Annotated in this window: 15 protein-coding genes; all 15 read right to left on the bottom strand. The window is 41.0% G+C overall.

The window, feature by feature from the left end:
• The 15 genes from ACPEH5_RS11630 to ACPEH5_RS11560 all read right to left on the bottom strand — a co-directional run bounded on the left by ACPEH5_RS11630 (position 1) and on the right by ACPEH5_RS11560 (position 17,375).
• Positions 1–969, bottom strand: a complete 969-nt coding sequence (locus ACPEH5_RS11630; protein WP_129466491.1) for a siderophore ABC transporter substrate-binding protein — start codon at positions 967–969, stop codon at positions 1–3.
• 367 nt (positions 970–1,336) lie between these two features.
• Positions 1,337–1,609: a helix-turn-helix domain-containing protein gene (locus ACPEH5_RS11625; RefSeq protein ID WP_042845554.1), complete on the bottom strand. Its 273-nt coding sequence runs from the start codon at positions 1,607–1,609 to the stop codon at positions 1,337–1,339.
• A gap of 14 nt (positions 1,610–1,623) precedes the next feature.
• Positions 1,624–2,466, bottom strand: coding sequence for an adhesin (locus ACPEH5_RS11620; protein ID WP_166686585.1), 843 nt, complete (start codon positions 2,464–2,466; stop codon positions 1,624–1,626).
• 16 nt (positions 2,467–2,482) lie between these two features.
• Positions 2,483–3,013: a fimbrial protein gene (locus tag ACPEH5_RS11615; protein WP_042845555.1), complete on the bottom strand. Its 531-nt coding sequence runs from the start codon at positions 3,011–3,013 to the stop codon at positions 2,483–2,485.
• Complete coding sequence (locus tag ACPEH5_RS11610) at positions 3,013–3,498, bottom strand: fimbrial protein (RefSeq protein WP_042845556.1); 486 nt, start codon at positions 3,496–3,498, stop codon at positions 3,013–3,015. The genes ACPEH5_RS11615 and ACPEH5_RS11610 overlap by 1 nt, the downstream gene beginning before the upstream one ends.
• Before the next feature lie 10 nt (positions 3,499–3,508).
• Positions 3,509–4,063 (bottom strand): fimbrial protein, encoded by a 555-nt coding sequence (locus ACPEH5_RS11605; protein ID WP_042845557.1) that lies wholly within the window; start codon positions 4,061–4,063, stop codon positions 3,509–3,511.
• Positions 4,056–4,637: a fimbrial protein gene (locus ACPEH5_RS11600; protein WP_166686584.1), complete on the bottom strand. Its 582-nt coding sequence runs from the start codon at positions 4,635–4,637 to the stop codon at positions 4,056–4,058. The genes ACPEH5_RS11605 and ACPEH5_RS11600 overlap by 8 nt, the downstream gene beginning before the upstream one ends.
• A gap of 13 nt (positions 4,638–4,650) precedes the next feature.
• Positions 4,651–5,403, bottom strand: a complete 753-nt coding sequence (locus tag ACPEH5_RS11595; RefSeq protein WP_166686583.1) for a fimbria/pilus periplasmic chaperone — start codon at positions 5,401–5,403, stop codon at positions 4,651–4,653.
• Positions 5,404–5,438: 35 nt separating this feature from the next.
• Positions 5,439–8,129, bottom strand: a complete 2,691-nt coding sequence (locus ACPEH5_RS11590) for an outer membrane usher protein (protein ID WP_166686582.1) — start codon at positions 8,127–8,129, stop codon at positions 5,439–5,441.
• 20 nt (positions 8,130–8,149) lie between these two features.
• A complete protein-coding gene (locus tag ACPEH5_RS11585; RefSeq protein ID WP_166686581.1) occupies positions 8,150–8,701 on the bottom strand; it encodes a fimbrial protein in 552 nt (183 codons plus the stop codon).
• Positions 8,702–8,780: 79 nt separating this feature from the next.
• Positions 8,781–9,311 (bottom strand): fimbrial protein, encoded by a 531-nt coding sequence (locus ACPEH5_RS11580; protein WP_166686580.1) that lies wholly within the window; start codon positions 9,309–9,311, stop codon positions 8,781–8,783.
• Positions 9,312–10,679: 1,368 nt separating this feature from the next.
• Complete coding sequence (gene narI / locus ACPEH5_RS11575) at positions 10,680–11,357, bottom strand: respiratory nitrate reductase subunit gamma (RefSeq protein WP_042845582.1); 678 nt, start codon at positions 11,355–11,357, stop codon at positions 10,680–10,682.
• A complete protein-coding gene (narJ, locus tag ACPEH5_RS11570) occupies positions 11,354–12,076 on the bottom strand; it encodes a nitrate reductase molybdenum cofactor assembly chaperone (protein ID WP_048605970.1) in 723 nt (240 codons plus the stop codon). The genes narI and narJ overlap by 4 nt, the downstream gene beginning before the upstream one ends.
• Positions 12,073–13,614, bottom strand: a complete 1,542-nt coding sequence (gene narH, locus ACPEH5_RS11565; protein ID WP_240133635.1) for a nitrate reductase subunit beta — start codon at positions 13,612–13,614, stop codon at positions 12,073–12,075. The genes narJ and narH overlap by 4 nt, the downstream gene beginning before the upstream one ends.
• Entirely contained in the window at positions 13,614–17,375 is a 3,762-nt protein-coding gene (locus ACPEH5_RS11560; protein ID WP_129466501.1) for a nitrate reductase subunit alpha, read from the bottom strand. The genes narH and ACPEH5_RS11560 overlap by 1 nt, the downstream gene beginning before the upstream one ends.
• Positions 17,376–17,429 lie beyond the last annotated feature (54 nt).

Below are 17,429 nucleotides of genomic sequence, written 5' to 3'. Positions count from 1 at the left end.
TTATTTTGCTTGGCTCTTCTCTAACGCGTTATTGATGTCATCCATTAACTTAGAATAAGTCTGAATTCCGCCTGAAATATACACCGCTGTTGGGTCAAGGTAAGTAATTTGGCCTTTTTGCCATGCTGCTGTTTTTCTCACTAAAGCGTTATCTAATACTTCAGCAGCAGGTTGGGCGTCTGTTTTACCAATCGCGCTATCACGGTCGATAACAAACAACCAATCAGGGTTTAGTTTCACCAGTAATTCCGCATTCACAATATTACCATGGCGGCCCGTATTTTCTGTAAACACATACGCAGGTTCAAAACCTAGCACATCAAAGATAAAACCAAAGCGTGAACCTGGACCATAAGCAGAAATTTTACCGCCGCTAACCAAGATCACCATCGCTTTACCCGCTGTTGGTGCTTTAGTTTTAATACCCTCTATCTTATTATTGAAATTAGCAATCAGTTCTTTGGCTTTCTCTTCTTTACCAAATAGCATACCAAGTTCATTAGTACGCTCAGTTAAGCTACCAATAAAGTTTTTGTTATCAATATCTAATGAAATAGTTGGCGCTACGCCGCTGAGTTTGTCATACGCATCTCGTGCACGGCTACCGCCTAAGATTAGGTCAGGTTTCGCATTACTGAGTGTTTCATAGGCAGGTTCAAATAAGGTTCCACCATTAACAAACTCAGAACCGCTATATTTGGTTAGGAAATCTGGGAAATGAACATTGGTTTGTGGAACACCGGCAACTGGTGCCCCGAGTGCATCCATAATGTCCAATGTTTCCATGTTCATCACCATGACTTTTTGCGGATGACGAGGAATTTCAGTTTTGCCTTGGGCATGTTCAATTGTGATAGTTTGTTGTTCTGCAACCTGAGTTGTTTCTGTCTTTTCTTTAGCGTTATCGCAACCAACTAATACTAAAGCAGATAACAAGGCAATACCTGAAACTAATGATTTTGCAAACATCTGATTTTCTCCATCCGTCTATAAAAATACTGATGATAAAATTCGGTGATTTAAAGATGGGAAGTATATTACACACAATCAAGCGCAAATGATATTAGTTTGCATTTGCATTCACTAAAAAATTGTCAGAACGCACAGAAACATCAATTTGACTGTTTCAATATTTTTTGCACATAAAAGAAGAGAATAAGTCCACGAGGGTAAATATTACAGAGGAAGTTTAAGTTAATAACAAATTGATTTTTATGATTAAATAAAAATCAATAGGTTGAATTTTCGACTGTAGTTGCTTAACTATTTCTATTACAGCAGACCACATAAACCTCAACTTCAACCTATTTACTATTAACAAGCATTAAAATGCTCATTATTGTATATCATCTAATTGACCATTTTCAGTGAGCTGAGAACTGATATCTTCAAGGAACCAATCAATGGGTGTCCTCATTAAAAATGAAAGTTTAAACAAATGAAATAAATCAATCTTAATTTTACCTCTTTCATAGCGAGAGATTTGTTGCTGACTCACACCTAACAACTGAGCTAACTGAAACCCTGTATATCCCAGTTCTCTACGTTTTTCTAAGATCCTCTGACCTACCATATAATGGATTTTTTCACTGCCGTTTTCTGAATACATATTTTCACCATTTATTAAGGCACAGTTAAAATAAGAGCTGCGGCACCTTCAAATTGACCGGCTTGAACTCGGCCATTGGTACCTAATACTGCTTTCAGGGTGACCGAATTTGTTCCACCAGCAGGTACATGGATTTTGTAACCATTTTCCCCTGGGGTATCGTTCCCACCTAAATACAAATTCGCATATAAGCTATTATCTGCCCGTAAATTTACACGGCCATTTGTCACGTTAACACCTGTGGCAATCACCAAAACATCCATTGCTAAGTTACATGTCACACTGATGTTCACTTGTTTTGATTGGCCAGCAAGTTCTGCTTCGCTAATTGGGCCAAAGTTGATATCTGGGATCGTATTGTTGATCTTACAAGCTCCAATCGGTGGAGGCGCAATACCACATAATGAGCCGGGAATTAACCCACCCTTATTTGTAACCCCAGTATGCTCTTGGTAAAACAGCCCCACGCACTCTTGGTTATTTTGCAGCCTAACTCCGGTATGAACAGCCCACTGTGTTGCTGGAGCTGTCGCCCTTGCCAAAACACCGGGTATATTCTGAATGTCACGCATGTATCGATACTTAGAAATTTCGGCCAACTCGACAGTTGCCGCCCCCGGTGTTCCAGCAGTTGTATGCTTATGGCTTATGGTGAGATAGCATGTCGGCCACCCAAAGCAAGGATTAGGCGTAGTTGGCAATTCAGGGTCCCAGCGAGCAATAACATACTTATAGTCTGCATCCCCATTACTTGGGCTATTACCGGGTCTTGATTCCGTGATATAGGAAAAAACAGAGGCTGATGCAGTAGATGAAAATATGACTGCACCAATTAATAGCGATAACAAAACTTTCATATTAGTCACAGCCTTATTATTCATAATCTAATTTAAATGTTGCCACGGCACTGTAAGGCCCTACTTTTATTGTCTTATCAGCAATAGCATCCGGTTCACCTTTTAAATAGGCGTAGAACCGCAACTGGTTAGTACCATCTTGTAGCGTTAGCTTCGAGCCTTTCTGTTCAATCGCCAGTGGTGTTTTATCTGAATTTTGTAGCCCCACCGCGAAACCGGATGCAACACTACTCGTTGATAACGCTAAAAAACCAGGCAGTGCTAGATTAGGCGTTCCTGAAAAGGTGACTTCCACAAATTTGCCTATTGTCGTGTCACAGTCAGACAACTTAATCACAAACTCTTTAGGCGGGGTTTCACCATAGGCATAAAAGTTTTTCTCCGGCGTATCAAAAAAATCCATCGGAATGTTTTCATCACCCGGTAAAATAGTGCAGGGTTCTTCTACTAAATTACCGATAACTCTTAAATTATCAGGCACAGCAAAAGCAGCATTAAAGTTAATAAGTAAGGCTCCTGCTACTGCACATTGAATTAGTTTGTTCATTATTGGTACTCCGCTAGCAATGTCCCTGTTGCAGTAAAGCCTCCTTCAGGCAACGTAACTCCCAATCGCTTGACAGGAACAACCTCTAAAACAGGCGGTTGCCCATAGGTAATTTTTAATGGTTTATTGATTTCAAAACCTAAACCATTTTGGGTAATACGCATGCCAAGATCTCGGAAATTAGTTTCCAGTGCCGACTTATCAAAATCTGTTGCTGTCCCTTTGATAGTTAGCATTAAGTCCCAACCTTTTAAGTTGTCTTCACACTTCAAAGCGTAATTAATAGGTTTCGTAAATCTGACACCATCAATCTTATGTAAACCAATATCTTTGTATTCGATAACGTGGACTTTATCTTCAAAAACAGTGCAAGGCGGTGGAATTAGTAAGGTTCCCGTAAACTCCACATCATTTGCCATCACGGCACTGCTAGGTATAACTAACAAACTCATTATCAGAGGAAGTCTTTTCATTATTCTTTGCATTATTTTTCCCTCACTGATAATCAAGTTTGATAGTGACGCCTGCATGAAAAACCCCACCCTTTGTTAATGTTGTGGATAAATCACGAACAGGTATGGCTTCAAACTGAGGCGCATTTGGGTAAACAAACTTGATTTCTTGGTTTAATCGAAGCTTGCTTCCGTTATAACGAAAAGCAATTCCTAAACCCGGAAGATCTGTTTCAATTGCACCGTTATCAAAAGATGCAGGAACACCAACCAACGTCATTTTCATTTGTGATGTTGGTCTTTTCTCACAATTAATATTGTAATTTATAGGTTTTGAATAAGCGTTACCGTCAATTCGCGTACTCATGATTTCATCAAAATTGACTTTAATGATATTCCCGCCATTGATTTTGCAAGGCGGTGGAGCCAAAACAACCCCTTTAATCGGTACAGTTATCATACCCGGCGTGATTGTCGCCCGTGTATTTCCCGATGGGCTAATACGAGAATCGGGTAATCCGGCATAAGAAACCGATGTAAAAAATAGTCCAGCGAGACAAGATGCCAGCAGGTACCGCTGCTTATTTAAATCACTCATAATCCACCTTAAAGTCCATTACGGCGCTGAAACTTCCTTCCGTCAGTTTTTCGGGAGTTCTCACTGGTGTAACAAAATATTGAAGAGTTCCCTGCGGTGCATCGAGAAATTGAGGACGACCTCGGCTTCCTAGCCTGATGTCTTCTCGTTGTGCATCTGTCACTTCTAACGCCAAGCCGGAGACGCCTTTTACACTTAACATTTCTGGAAAATGTTCGTCTGATACCGCAATAAATGAAACTGAAATCACTGGTTGCATAGCATCCCAAAGCGGTGTATCAGTTCTAACATCTCTCATTCGGCTTTCGGTACGAATACAATGTCTAAATTCTAATTCGAATGAAACTGGCTCAGCTCTATCTCCAGGTTTACGGAGTGAATAAGAAGGAATCTCCCCTAGAGACACTTCTTGACGCATTGAATTGGTCACATCCATCGTACAAGGTGCTTCGGTCATCATGCCATTGACTGTCAATGTTCCGTGTAATCCATCAATATCCCAACTGTCTGCTCCAAAAGTGAACACTGGAACTAAACCGAATAAGATAGTGCTGAACAGGAGAGTCCTTTTCATACGTTATTCCCCGTTATCTGTCCGTCGAAGATTCAACTTTGCAAGTTGTACCAGCGCAACCAAACGTCAATTTAGGCCTTCCACCATAATCGTTGATATAAGTTAGAACTGGTTTTGCCCCCATGGCACTTGCGCTACCTTTAAGCATTCCGTTACTTTTTGGTGAAATCATGACAGGCTCAAACTGCTTTACAGTATCTCCACCCACTTTTGCACTTGCATCTACAATTGTGACAAAATAAGCAGTTGGATTCGTAACTTCGTAGGCATCACCTTTACGGGTTAACGTAATTTTTTCTTGCCATGGATTCTCTAAATCTGTACGAGTGGCGTATAACGCTTTTGGGCGATAAAACAATTTAATACGCGTCTGTAATGCAATTTGTAATACGTTAGCTTCTTTACTACGTGGTGGAATTTCACGTAAGTTAAAGTAATAAACACTCTCTCTATCCTGTGGCAATGCCGCGATATCAGGAAGAGCTTGAATTTTAACTTGGCTACCTTCTCCAGGCTCTACACGTTGAACCGGAGGTAAAACCGTGAGTGGACTTTCAATTTTGTTACCATTAACATCTTCAATCCAACCCTGCGCAAGGTAAGGTAACTCTGTGTTTTCATTCTTAATATTCAAGCTAATGGTCTTTTCAGCCCCATTATAAATGACGCGTGTTCTATCGAGTGCAATCGCGGCCAAAGCCTGCCCACATAGCACCGCAGATAACGTGATTGTCGTAGTAAAAAATGCAATTTTCTTAATGTTCATATGTACCAACTATTTATAGAATCAAGCAACTTGGGTTACTCGGTATAATCTGTGCTGTAAGCAATATCCGGTGGTTTCAATAACCAACGCTGACTCGGCGCTACACCCTGTTTAACCGGTGCAGGTTTGTAAACTGGTGCTGACTGCCCAACAGGAACCGCTTTTGCTGGCATATACCCAGGTTCAACACTTGGGCTGCTTGTACACGGTAATAACAGTGAGTTAAATTCAGCCGTTGTAATATTTTCTGGAACCTGAATTTTGCATTGCGTACTTCCATCCCAATGCACATCTAAAACTTCATTTGGGTTAATGCCAGAGATATACACGGAGCCATTGTCCGTCACGATACCGAGCTCCCTATTCTTCTCATTTCTCACGGTGGCGCCGAATGGCGGGTAACTACCATCAGCCAATGCCAATCTCACCATGGTTTTAACACCTGATAACACTTCAAACTCGCGGTAAGCAACCGCCCCTTCGGTCAGCGTAATTGGCTGAGACGTTCGAATAGCTTCTACGTTGTCAGGCAATTGAGTCACATCAATATGTGTATTGGTACGGTAGTAATCACTGATATCAGCGACCACCGCTTTACCAAAAATATTGGTTTCAGTGTTCGGTCCGAAACCTTGGATAGGCACATTTTTCACACCTTCAGTACTCACCATCACACGGCTACCGCCGGGTGTATTAATACGGTGCAGTGCGGCACCATGCCCTGTAACTGTTGCACCACCTTGTAATGAAAAGGCGGCTGAAGAAGTATCACCATTGATATAGCTGGTACTTGCAGTCACTGTTGCTAAATCTGCGTAACGCGTATAGAAACCATCAATAGTTCCACGACCTCGGCTACTCAGCCCAGTACCAACACGATAGTTGGTCTTATCATCAACGGAGTCGAAATAGCTGACAGTGTGTGAGTTACCATCTCTCGTTATCATATTGTTGTAGCTAATTGATGCTCTATCTGCCCATGGCAAAGAGAGGTTCATGTATAGCCCATCGTCATTATTTCTATTATCAAATTTGTTGCGGAATGCCGTTAAACTTAAATTGATATTTTTAAAACGACCAATATTGAAATATTTCGCAATAGAAACGTTATAACGTTTTGCCGCTGGCTTATTCCAATAGGTTTCGTGGTTATAGTTCAGATACGCAGTTAGATCTGCATTCGTGAAATACTTATTAAATGTAATGGTGTACAATTCTTTACTATTATCGAACTCCACGCCTCTATAACGACGGTCGAGGTATTGGTTCATACTCATAAAGTCACGTTCAGAGAATCGGTATCCTGCGAATGTCACCTGGCTGTCATACTCTTCAAAACGTTTTGAATAACTTAAACGATAAGATGCACCAGTGTAGATCTTGTCTTCAGTTTTAAGTTTTGCGCGTGATTCAGTGATATCAAAAGAAATCGCACCAAAAGCTAGTAAATCTCGACCAACCCCCAGCGATAACGCGTTATAGTCACCTGCACCAAGTGCACCACCAAATAATGACCAACCGTTAGAGACCCCCCAACTGAATTCGCCCATGACGAATCCTTGCCCCTCAGTCTTGTGTTCCATATTGTTAGGACGACCACCAGCGATTTTAAATAGTATCGAGCCAGGTCGTGTTAAATACGGAATTGATGCCGTATTCATTTGGAACTCTTGTACAGAGCCATCTTGCTCTTCAACGCGAACATCTAACTTACCACTAACCGCATCACTTAAATCTTGAATACGGAAAGGACCAGGAGCGACTTGCGTTTCATAAATAACACGCCCTTGCTGAGTTACAACCACTTTGGCATTGGTTCTTGCGACACCGGAGACCTCAGGTGCATATCCACGTAGATTTGGTGGTAACATTCTCTCATCAGAGATCAAGCTTGCCCCTAGATAACGGAATGAATCAAACAAACCTGAGCGTAAAAATTGTTCACCCATCGTTAGCTTTGCATTTAGCTCTTTGACTGCTCGATAGGCATAATATTGACTCCAATCCCATTTACGATCGGTTGACTGCCCATTAGTCCGATTATAACTTGCTTGCCAATCCGCTCTAAAACGCCAAGCACCAAGGTTAAAACCTGTTGTACCATTACCAGTAACCGACTGAGTATTGGCTGAATCAGCAGGTCTTGTCACATTAGCATTCAAGTTATAGTCAAAAATGAGGGCGGGAACCCCTTCGTCCCAACGTGATGGTGGGTCCCAATTTTCAGAGGAAAATTCGATATAAGCTTGAGGTACAGTAATTGTGATAGTTTCTTTAGCTAAAGAGCCATTTATTGTCATTCCTGGAATCGTTTCTGGAATTAAACATTGGCCATTGTTAGAAAATTCAACCTTCTGTTTCCATTCATCGCGTAAAGCAATATGCTCAACAACATTTGGTGTTAAACAAGGTTCCGTCATGCCCGGATCATTAGGATCTGCAATATACTCAATATCAAAACTATCTGCTAAGTCGCGACTATTTAAGTTAATTTTAAATGGATATTTCCCTGGCATCACATAACCTGCACGAGAGAACTCATTTAAGGAAATATTGCTTTTATCCTGAAGGTCTAAAACATCCGTATTAAACTCAATACTATCATTATTTGCATTAGCTAAATTTATATGAGCAATCGCAAGAAACACCATAGTAGCAACAGGCGTTAAAAAATAACTTACTGAGTTATTAAATACTTTATTTTTACTTTTAAATAGCAGAGCCATAATAGTCCCTTAGTAATAACTCAGTAATAATCCATCTTAAAACGGATAGTAGTCTGATAGTTTCCTGGTTTTAAACGCTTATTATTTGGCACGACTCGAACGTTATAATGCAGAATAGAATCACCCACAGTTATGGGTAAGCTAGGCATAGGTTTCCCAGGTATAGCAATATTTCCAGCCATGTCAGAAATTTTTATTGATAACCCATTTGCATGCCCGAAAACATCGAAGCTGCGACCATCTGTCGGGCCATCAAATGTAATATTGAAAGTTTGCCAATTAGGAGTTCCAGGAGTTGCCGGTGTTAGAACACAATTGATAAGGCGTATAGAGAAATTACTTGCAGGGCTTTCTCTATCGTTAATTATCTGGCTAACCGGTACAGTTGTTATGTTAACTGATTGATCTCGGCTATCTGCATCAATTGCACAAGGGCTCTCAATGATTGAACCACCCATAGTGACAGTTCCTTTGAACTGACTTTGTGCCCGAGAATTTTGATTTTGCGCACTCGCTATCGGGGCAAATATCATTCCTGAAAGCACCATGACAATGATGCCAAAGTGATTCATAGCGACTCCATTTCAACTTAATAACCAATTTCAACGCATTAAAATTAGTGCCCATACATCCTTGTACGGGCGATACCAATTACTGGTAGCTCAGAGCAAATGTTGCGATTGCGTCAAATTCACCTGGTACAGCTGGTTTATTTGTTGCATCAGCATCACCTTGCAAATACGCTTGGAAGCGCAGTGTGTTTGCACCAGTGAATAAAGCTTGAGATGGAGATTTAGCACCTAAAGCAATTTTAGTACCGTTGAAATCAGTGATCACGATACCTGCGTTTTTCGCAGTACCTGCAATCGCTAAACCATCAGTTACAGAGTCACTTGGCGTACCAGTAAATGTAGTTTGAACAGTTTTCAGAGTCGTGATATCGCACTGCTCTAATTGGATGTTGAAATCGCGAGCAATACTTTTACCGCCACCGTTTAATGCAGATGTTGCGATAGCACCCATTGGGACTTCAAATGCTTGAGAACCTGGTGGAATTGAGCAAGGAGCATCAATGATTGAACCTTTAAAAGTGACTTGGCCGCCACCTTGGTTTGCAGCTGCAGAGCCAGCAACAACAGCCATACCTAAACCTAATACTACAGCAAGTTTATTTAATTTCATTTTATACATTTCCATTAGATAAAAAGACGACACAAATTAAAATAATGAGTTATTATTAATCCAATTATTTTAATTTTTTCTTAAAATATGTTTGATAAGTAAACATTAAAAAATTGATACCGAGAATTATTCCCTTTTATCGAACTCCATTAATAAAATGAATAATTAAGCAACGTATCAATACGTCGCCATTATTATACCTCATTTTAGTTATGTCAAATTTCAGGTTTAATTAATAACTTTATCCGTAAGCTGGTGATATATATATAATATTCAAAAAAAACACACTAATTAATACACTGCAATAGGATAAATTGATATAACAAATCTAATTGAACCGTAGTTTTTTCATTAAAAAAACACAAAATAAACCCAAATATTATTAATAAAGTTTTTTATACTCATAAAACAGGTTTTCATTAGTGAAAAAAAATGCTGTTAAAGAAAAAGTTAAATTATAGAGAAGTTAAGTAAATTAAAACGATATTTATATCGCATAATAATTAATGAGAAACATCTCAAAATCATAAATAAAATAATTTCATAATATTTCTATTTTTACTTTTTGTCACATTTACCAACGCGAATAAAACAAAAAAAAGTAAAAATAAAATCAACAAGTTAAACCAAACAACAAAGAAAACAAGTACTAAATAAAATATATAACAGGAAACAATTCAGTATAAAATTACATAGATTATTAGGTATGTAACTTTAGAACAAAAAATTAACACCATGTCAAATTAAAGGATAGGATTAATATTTAAGATAAATTAAATATGTTACAAGGCTTATCAAAAAGTAATTAAAAGTAATTTCTCACAATCATATATGATACATTATTACTATATCTTTATTAGTGAAAATTTAAAACACTCTATTTTAGCTTAAAATTTTATAATAAAATTACTTAATTTAATTAGCTTCATCTCACTACCACATAATATATAAAACAACAGATAGGCGTAATGTTTTATATATTAATTAATAGTTACATGATAAAAATATCAGAAATCATTAATACATATTATCACAACTAAGAAAAAACACGTAACTTACTTTATAAGTCATGATTATTTCATTACCTAACCTTAAACACATATTATAAGCTAATCACATTGAACCTTTAATATACATCAAATTAAGTAATTATAAGTATTATAAAGAGGCTTACTTGTTCAATAGGATTTCTCTATTATCATCAATACGCTAACGATTGAATGGATTTAAAGTAGAGAGCAAATAAAACACAAACAAAAAACCCCATCTCATATGAGATGGGGTGCCAAAATGGCCACATTTGTTGTTGATATAAGAACAAGTTACACAAGAGCAATGTACTGGTTCACATCCTTGTGAAGCCTGAACTTAATGGCGATTTCTCACCAATTGATACCGACGAGTCAGGTATTCGATAGGTGCACTCCAAATGTGCACTAAACGGCAGAATGGGAAGAGTAAAAATATCGTCATCCCCAACACAATATGCAGCTTGAACACGATACCAACGCCTTCAAGGTAATTTGAAGCCCCCCAATGGAATGTCACAATGGACTGCGCCCATCCCACAAGTTTCAACATCTCGCTACCATCCATATGTTGCGCTGAAAATGGAATAGTCAGTAACCCTAAACACACTTGTACCACTAGCAACACCATAATCATGATGTCACCAAAAGAAGATGTTGCGCGAATACGAGGGTTAGTCAATCGGCGTTTCAATAGCATCGCGCCACCAATTAACATCATCACACCTGCAGCGCCCCCACCAATCATCGCCATTAATTGCTTTATATGCATTGGCAAGAAAGATTCATACATCCAATGTGGGGTTAACATCCCTAAAAAGTGCCCTGCGAAAATACCAATAATACCCACGTGGAATAAATTTGATGCTAAGCGCATGTTTTTCTTATCGAGCATTTGGCTAGAACCTGCTCGCCACGTATATTGCCCATAGTCATAACGCAACCAACTACCCACAATAAACACTGTACCAGCAATATATGGATAGATGTCGAAGAAAAATTGATTGAGAAAATTCATTTTTGCACTCCTACATGGCTGCTAGAGCCGAGATCCAAGTATTGTGGGGTGACGGCATTGGCAAAACGATGTTGATGGGCAGTAACTTCCCCACCACAGTTTTTTTCATCAGCAAAAAATTTCACTTGCTCCTCTTCCCAAACTGCATCCAGTGCTTGTGGAGTATCATCACGCGCTTCCAAAGCCACTTTTTCGGTTAATTGCTCGGTGGCAATTTCACTATTTGATAATTCGAGTAATACTTCAAACAATGTGGCAAAACGACTTTCACGTTGCTTCAGCCTTGCACCAAGGAGCGCTAAAATAGGGGCGATATCCTGTAAACCGCCAACGGTCTCTGTTGTGGGTAAGACCGTGAGATACTCCAAATAAATAGGTAAATGATCAGGAAGTTCGCGGCAATCAATCTGTAAACCATATTGTTGATATTGCGCCATTAAATCGACCATAGCTTGGCCACGGTCACGAGACTCGCCATGAACATGCTCAAATAACAATAATGATGTTGCCCGGCCTCTATCAAATAATTCACAATATTGCGCCTGCATATCCAACAATTCTTCATTAAGATATTCACGTACAAACATCATCAATTGGATCGCCCGAGTTATCGGTAATTCATCTGCTTGTTCTAATGCCTCAATCAGTTCATCACGATGTAACCAAAGCGCCTCTGAAGGGTATTCTAATAAACGAGAAATCACTTTTAACGTCATCATAGTGCTTTCTCCTGTGTTGTTTTTGGTGTGATATCAATGGCATCAATACGTTTACTGTTAAACAGATTTGTTTTGCTATCACTACCATGGCAACCGTCACCAAAGCTAAAACCACAAGCTTTAGCTTCAGGGAAAGCTTCACGTGCTAATTCACGGTGACTAGATGGGATCACAAAACGGTCTTCATAATTCGCAATCGCCAAATAACGGTACATTTCTTGAGCCTGTGATTCAGTTAAACCCACTTGCTCTAGTGCACTAGTATCACATTGGTTTTCAACGGTTTCTGCACGTTTATAATGGCGCATCGCCAACATCCGTTTCAGTGCTAATAATACCGGCTCGGTGTCCCCCGCCGTTAATAAATTGGCAAGGTACTGCACAGGAATGCGCAAGCTTTCTACATCGGGTAGTACCCCATTACTTGCCAATAGCCCTGAATCTGCAACAGATTGAATAGGTGACAAAGGCGGCACATACCAAACCATCGGCAATGTACGATATTCAGGGTGTAATGGCAGTGCCAACTTCCATTCCATTGCCATTTTGTACACTGGGGATTTTTGTGCAGCTTCAATCACGCTCAATGGTATCCCTTGTTTTTCAGCCTCAGCAATCACTTGCGGATCATGGGGATCTAAGAAAACATCCAACTGGCTTTGATAAAGATCGGTCTCTTTTTCCACACTAGCTGCTGACTCAATTTTATCTGCGTCATATAACAACACGCCTAAATAACGGATGCGACCAACACAGGTTTCAGAGCAAACAGTTGGCATCCCAGACTCAATGCGTGGATAACAAAAAATACATTTTTCTGACTTACCGCTTTTCCAATTGAAATAGATTTTTTTATATGGGCAACCGGTTAAACACATACGCCAGCCGCGGCATTTATCTTGATCAATCAGTACAATGCCATCCTCAGAACGCTTATAAATGGCACCGCTTGGGCACGTGGCCACACAAGTAGGGTTCAAACAGTGTTCACAAAGACGAGGTAAATACATCATGAAGGTATTTTCAAACTGCCCATACATTTCCTTCTGAATGTGCTCAAAGTTTTTATCTTGTGCACGTTTAGAAAACTCGCCTCCCAGATCATCCTCCCAATTGGGACCCATTTTTACATTGCTCATTCGCTCGCCCGTGATCAAAGAGCGCGGACGTGCCGTTGGCACATGTTTACCTTCTTTCGCATTTTTTAAATGGCCATAGTCATAATCAAATGGCTCATAATAATCATCTAATGCAGGGACATCGGGATTGGCAAAAATTTTGGATAAAACCCCAACTTTGTTACCCATTCGCGGCACTAATTTACCTTTGATAGTACGGATCCAACCGCCTTTCCATTTGTCCTGCTCTTCCCAATTATGGGGATAACCAATACCCGGTTTAGTTTCGACATTATTAAACCAAGCGTATTCAACACCTTCGCGGCTGGTCCACACGTTTTTACAGGTCACTGAACAAGTGTGACAACCAATACACTTATCAAGGTTTAATACCATGCCGACTTGAGAACGAATTTTCATTATGCTTTCTCCTTTCCGCTCAAGGTCTGCTGGTAGTCATCACCTTCACCATCCAGCCAGTCAACCTGTTTCATTTTACGAACAACCACAAATTCATCACGATTAGAACCCACGGTTCCGTAGTAATTAAAGCTATAAGCAAGGTGCGCATAGCCGCCGATCATATGGGTCGGTTTCGGGCAAACACGCGTGACAGAGTTATGAATTCCGCCACGTTGAGCCGTAATTTCAGACCCGGGTAAGTTGATCAACCGTTCTTGGGCGTGATACATCATGATCATGCCATCAGGAATACGTTGGCTAACGATCGCTTTGGCGGTTAATGCACCATTACTGTTAAACGCTTCAATCCAATCGTTATCTTCAACACCCAGTTCGCGGGCATCTTCTTCGCTAAGCCAAACCACTGGCCCACCACGCCCTAATGTCAACATCAATAAATTGTCACTATAAGTTGAGTGGATACCCCATTTTTGGTGCGGAGTTAAGAAATTCAGTGCTTTTTCAGGGAAGCCATTAGGCTTTTTGCCCATTAATGGCTGAGCCGCCCGCGTATCAATTGGTGGGCGATACACGACGAGGCTTTCCCCGAAAGCACGCATCCATTCATGGTCTTGATAAAGTTGTTGGCGACCACTTAGCGTACGCCAAGGGATCATTTCATGAACATTGGTATAGCAAGCATTGTAAGACACATGTTCATCTTCTAAGCCTGACCATGTGGGGCTGGAAATAATTTTACGTGGTTGTGCAACAATATCGCGAAAACGGATTTTTTCATCTTCTTTATAACGCGCTAAATGAGTGTGGTCACGCCCAGTCACCTTACCTAACGCATCCCACGCTTTCACTGCAACTTGCCCATTGGTTTCCGGCGCTAAGGTTAGAATGACCTCTGCGGCATCAATTGCCGTTTCAATTTTAGGGCGGCCTTGATTTGCACCTTCTGGCTGGGTTTTATTTAATTTTTTCAGGAAATCAATTTCATCTTGTGTATTCCAATTGATGCCTTTACCCCCATTACCCAATTTATCCATGAGTGGGCCAAGAGAGGTAAAGCGTGCATAAGTACTTGGATAATCACGTTCAACACACATAATATGCGGTGCTGTTTTACCTGGGATCAGGTCACACTGGCCTTTTTTCCAATCTTTAACATCCAAAGCTTGGGCCATTTCTGCCGCACTATCGTGCTGAATAGGCAGAGTCACCACATCGATTTCCTGACCTAAATGCCCCTCACTAACCGCCGAGAAGGCTTTAGCAATACCCTTATAGATTTCCCAATCGCTTTTTGATTCCCAAGCTGGGTCAACAGCAGCTGACAACGGATGAATAAACGGATGCATATCTGATGTATTCATATCGTCTTTTTCATACCACGTCGCTGTAGGGAGAATGACATCAGAAAATAAGCAAGTACTCGACATTCTGAAATCTAATGTCACAACAAGGTCAACTTTTCCTTCAGCAGCTTTATCTTGCCATTCAACTTCTTGTGGTTTTACGCCACCTTGTTGACCTAAGTCTTTGCCTTGAATACCGTTTTCAGTTCCCAATAAATATTTCAATAAATATTCATGACCTTTCCCAGCAGAACCAAGTAAGTTAGAGCGCCAAATAAACAAGTTGCGAGGGAAATTTTGTGAGTCATCCGGTTGTTCCGAAGCAAAGCGGATCTTTCCTTCTTTCAACTGGTTAACAGTAAAATCAACGGGAGAAAGCCCCGCTTCTTGTGCTTGTTTGGCAATCTTCAGTGGGTTCACATTCAACTGGGGTGCTGAGGGTAGCCAGCCCATACGTTCGGCACGTACGTTCATATCCACCAAGCTACCATTAAAGGCTTTTTTATCTGCTAAAGGCGATAATAATTCCTCAGTACTTACCGTTTCATAGCGCCATTGGCTTGAGTGATTATAGAAAAATGACGTGCTGTTCATATGGCGTGGTGGACGCTGCCAATCAAGTCCAAATGCTAATGGCAACCAACCTGTTTGTGGACGTAATTTTTCCTGCCCAACATAATGTGACCAGCCGCCGCCGCTTTGCCCAACACAACCACAGAAGATCAACATGTTTATAATCGCACGGTAGGTCATATCCATGTGATACCAATGGTTAATCCCTGCCCCCACAATCACCATCGCACGGCCATGGGTTTTCTCAGCAGTATCTGCAAATTCACGGGCAATACGAATAATGTTTTGGCGGCTAACACCGGTGACTTTTTCCGCCCAAGCAGGTGAATAGGCTTTCATATCATCGTAATCAACCGCACAGTTTTCATCACCAAACCCGCGGTCGATACCATAGTTGGCAAGCATCAAATCATAGACACTGGTCACCAAAGACTCACGACCATCGGACAGCTGAATACGTTTCGCGGGTAATTTGTGCAGTAAGACGTCTTTCAGTTCAACGCTTTGGAAATGTTCACTTTCTAAACCACCAAAATACGGGAACCCTACATTCACCAACTCATCATGCATATCTGCAAGGCTAAGTTTCATTTTAATGTCATGAGCATCTTGCCCTGCCCTAGGTTCTAGATTCCATTTCTGACTACCATCCCAACGAAACCCCATCGACCCTTGTGGTGCACACAATTCGCCTGTTTCTTCATCAAAGGCGATAGTTTTCCATTCGGCGTTTTTTTCTTCTCCCAAAGAATCAACTAAGTCAGATGCTCGCAGCATCCGGCCTGCCACATAAGAGCCATCATCACGTTTATCGAGCATAACCAGCATTGGCATATCCGTATATGTGCGTATATATTCACGGAAATACTCGGCTTCACGCTTGACATGGAATTCATTGAGGATCACATGCCCCATCGCCATTGCCATGGCGCTATCTGTCCCTTGTTTTGGGTTCAACCAATGGTCACATAATTTGGCAATTTCCGCGTAGTCTGGCGTCACTGCGACCGTTTTTGTTCCTTTATAACGTACTTCTGCAAAGAAATGGGCATCTGGGGTCCGAGTTTGCGGAACATTAGATCCCCAAGCAATAATATAAGACGAGTTATACCAGTCAGCGGATTCTGGTACGTCTGTTTGTTCACCCCACGTCATGGGGGATGCAGGCGGCAAGTCACAGTACCAGTCGTAGAAGCTCAAACATGCACCACCGATCAACGATAAATAGCGCGCTCCCGACGCGTAAGAAACCATTGACATCGCAGGTATTGGAGAGAACCCGACAATGCGATCGGGACCAAACTCCTTGATAGTTGCCACATTTGCTGCGGCAATCAGTTCATTCACCTCTTGCCAACTTGAACGCACAAAGCCCCCGCGTCCCCTCGCCTGCTTATAGCTTTGCGCCTTTTGCGGATCACTGATGATAGAAAGCCATGCATTGACAGGGTCTTGATGTTCAGCTTTTGCTTCGCGCCACAGTTTAAGTAAGCGCTTACGCATCATCGGATATTTCACGCGATTAGCACTATATAAATACCATGAATAGCTCGCGCCACGCGGGCAGCCTCTTGGTTCATGGTCGGGTAGATCTGGGCGAGTGCGAGGATAATCAGTTTGTTGCGTTTCCCACGTGACAAGACCATTTTTGACGTAAATTTTCCAACTGCAAGAACCTGTGCAGTTAACGCCATGAGTAGATCGCACCACTTTATCGTGCTGCCAACGGCTACGATAACCATTTTCCCAGTCACGGTTTACGTTTAACTCTTGGCCGTGTTCACCTGAGAAGGTATCGCCTAATTGCTTGAAATAACGAAATCTATCTAAAAACTTGCTCATTCGGATTGCCTCCAAAGAGACGGCGACTCGCGCCGTACATTGCTTAAAATTAAT

Origin of the sequence: Providencia sp. NPDC089933, from assembly GCF_049545585.1 — a bacterium.
GTDB classification, from domain to species: domain Bacteria; phylum Pseudomonadota; class Gammaproteobacteria; order Enterobacterales; family Enterobacteriaceae; genus Providencia; species Providencia huashanensis.
The sequence above is the reverse complement of the archived record's forward strand: the minus strand, read 5'-3'. Positions and strand labels throughout refer to the sequence as shown.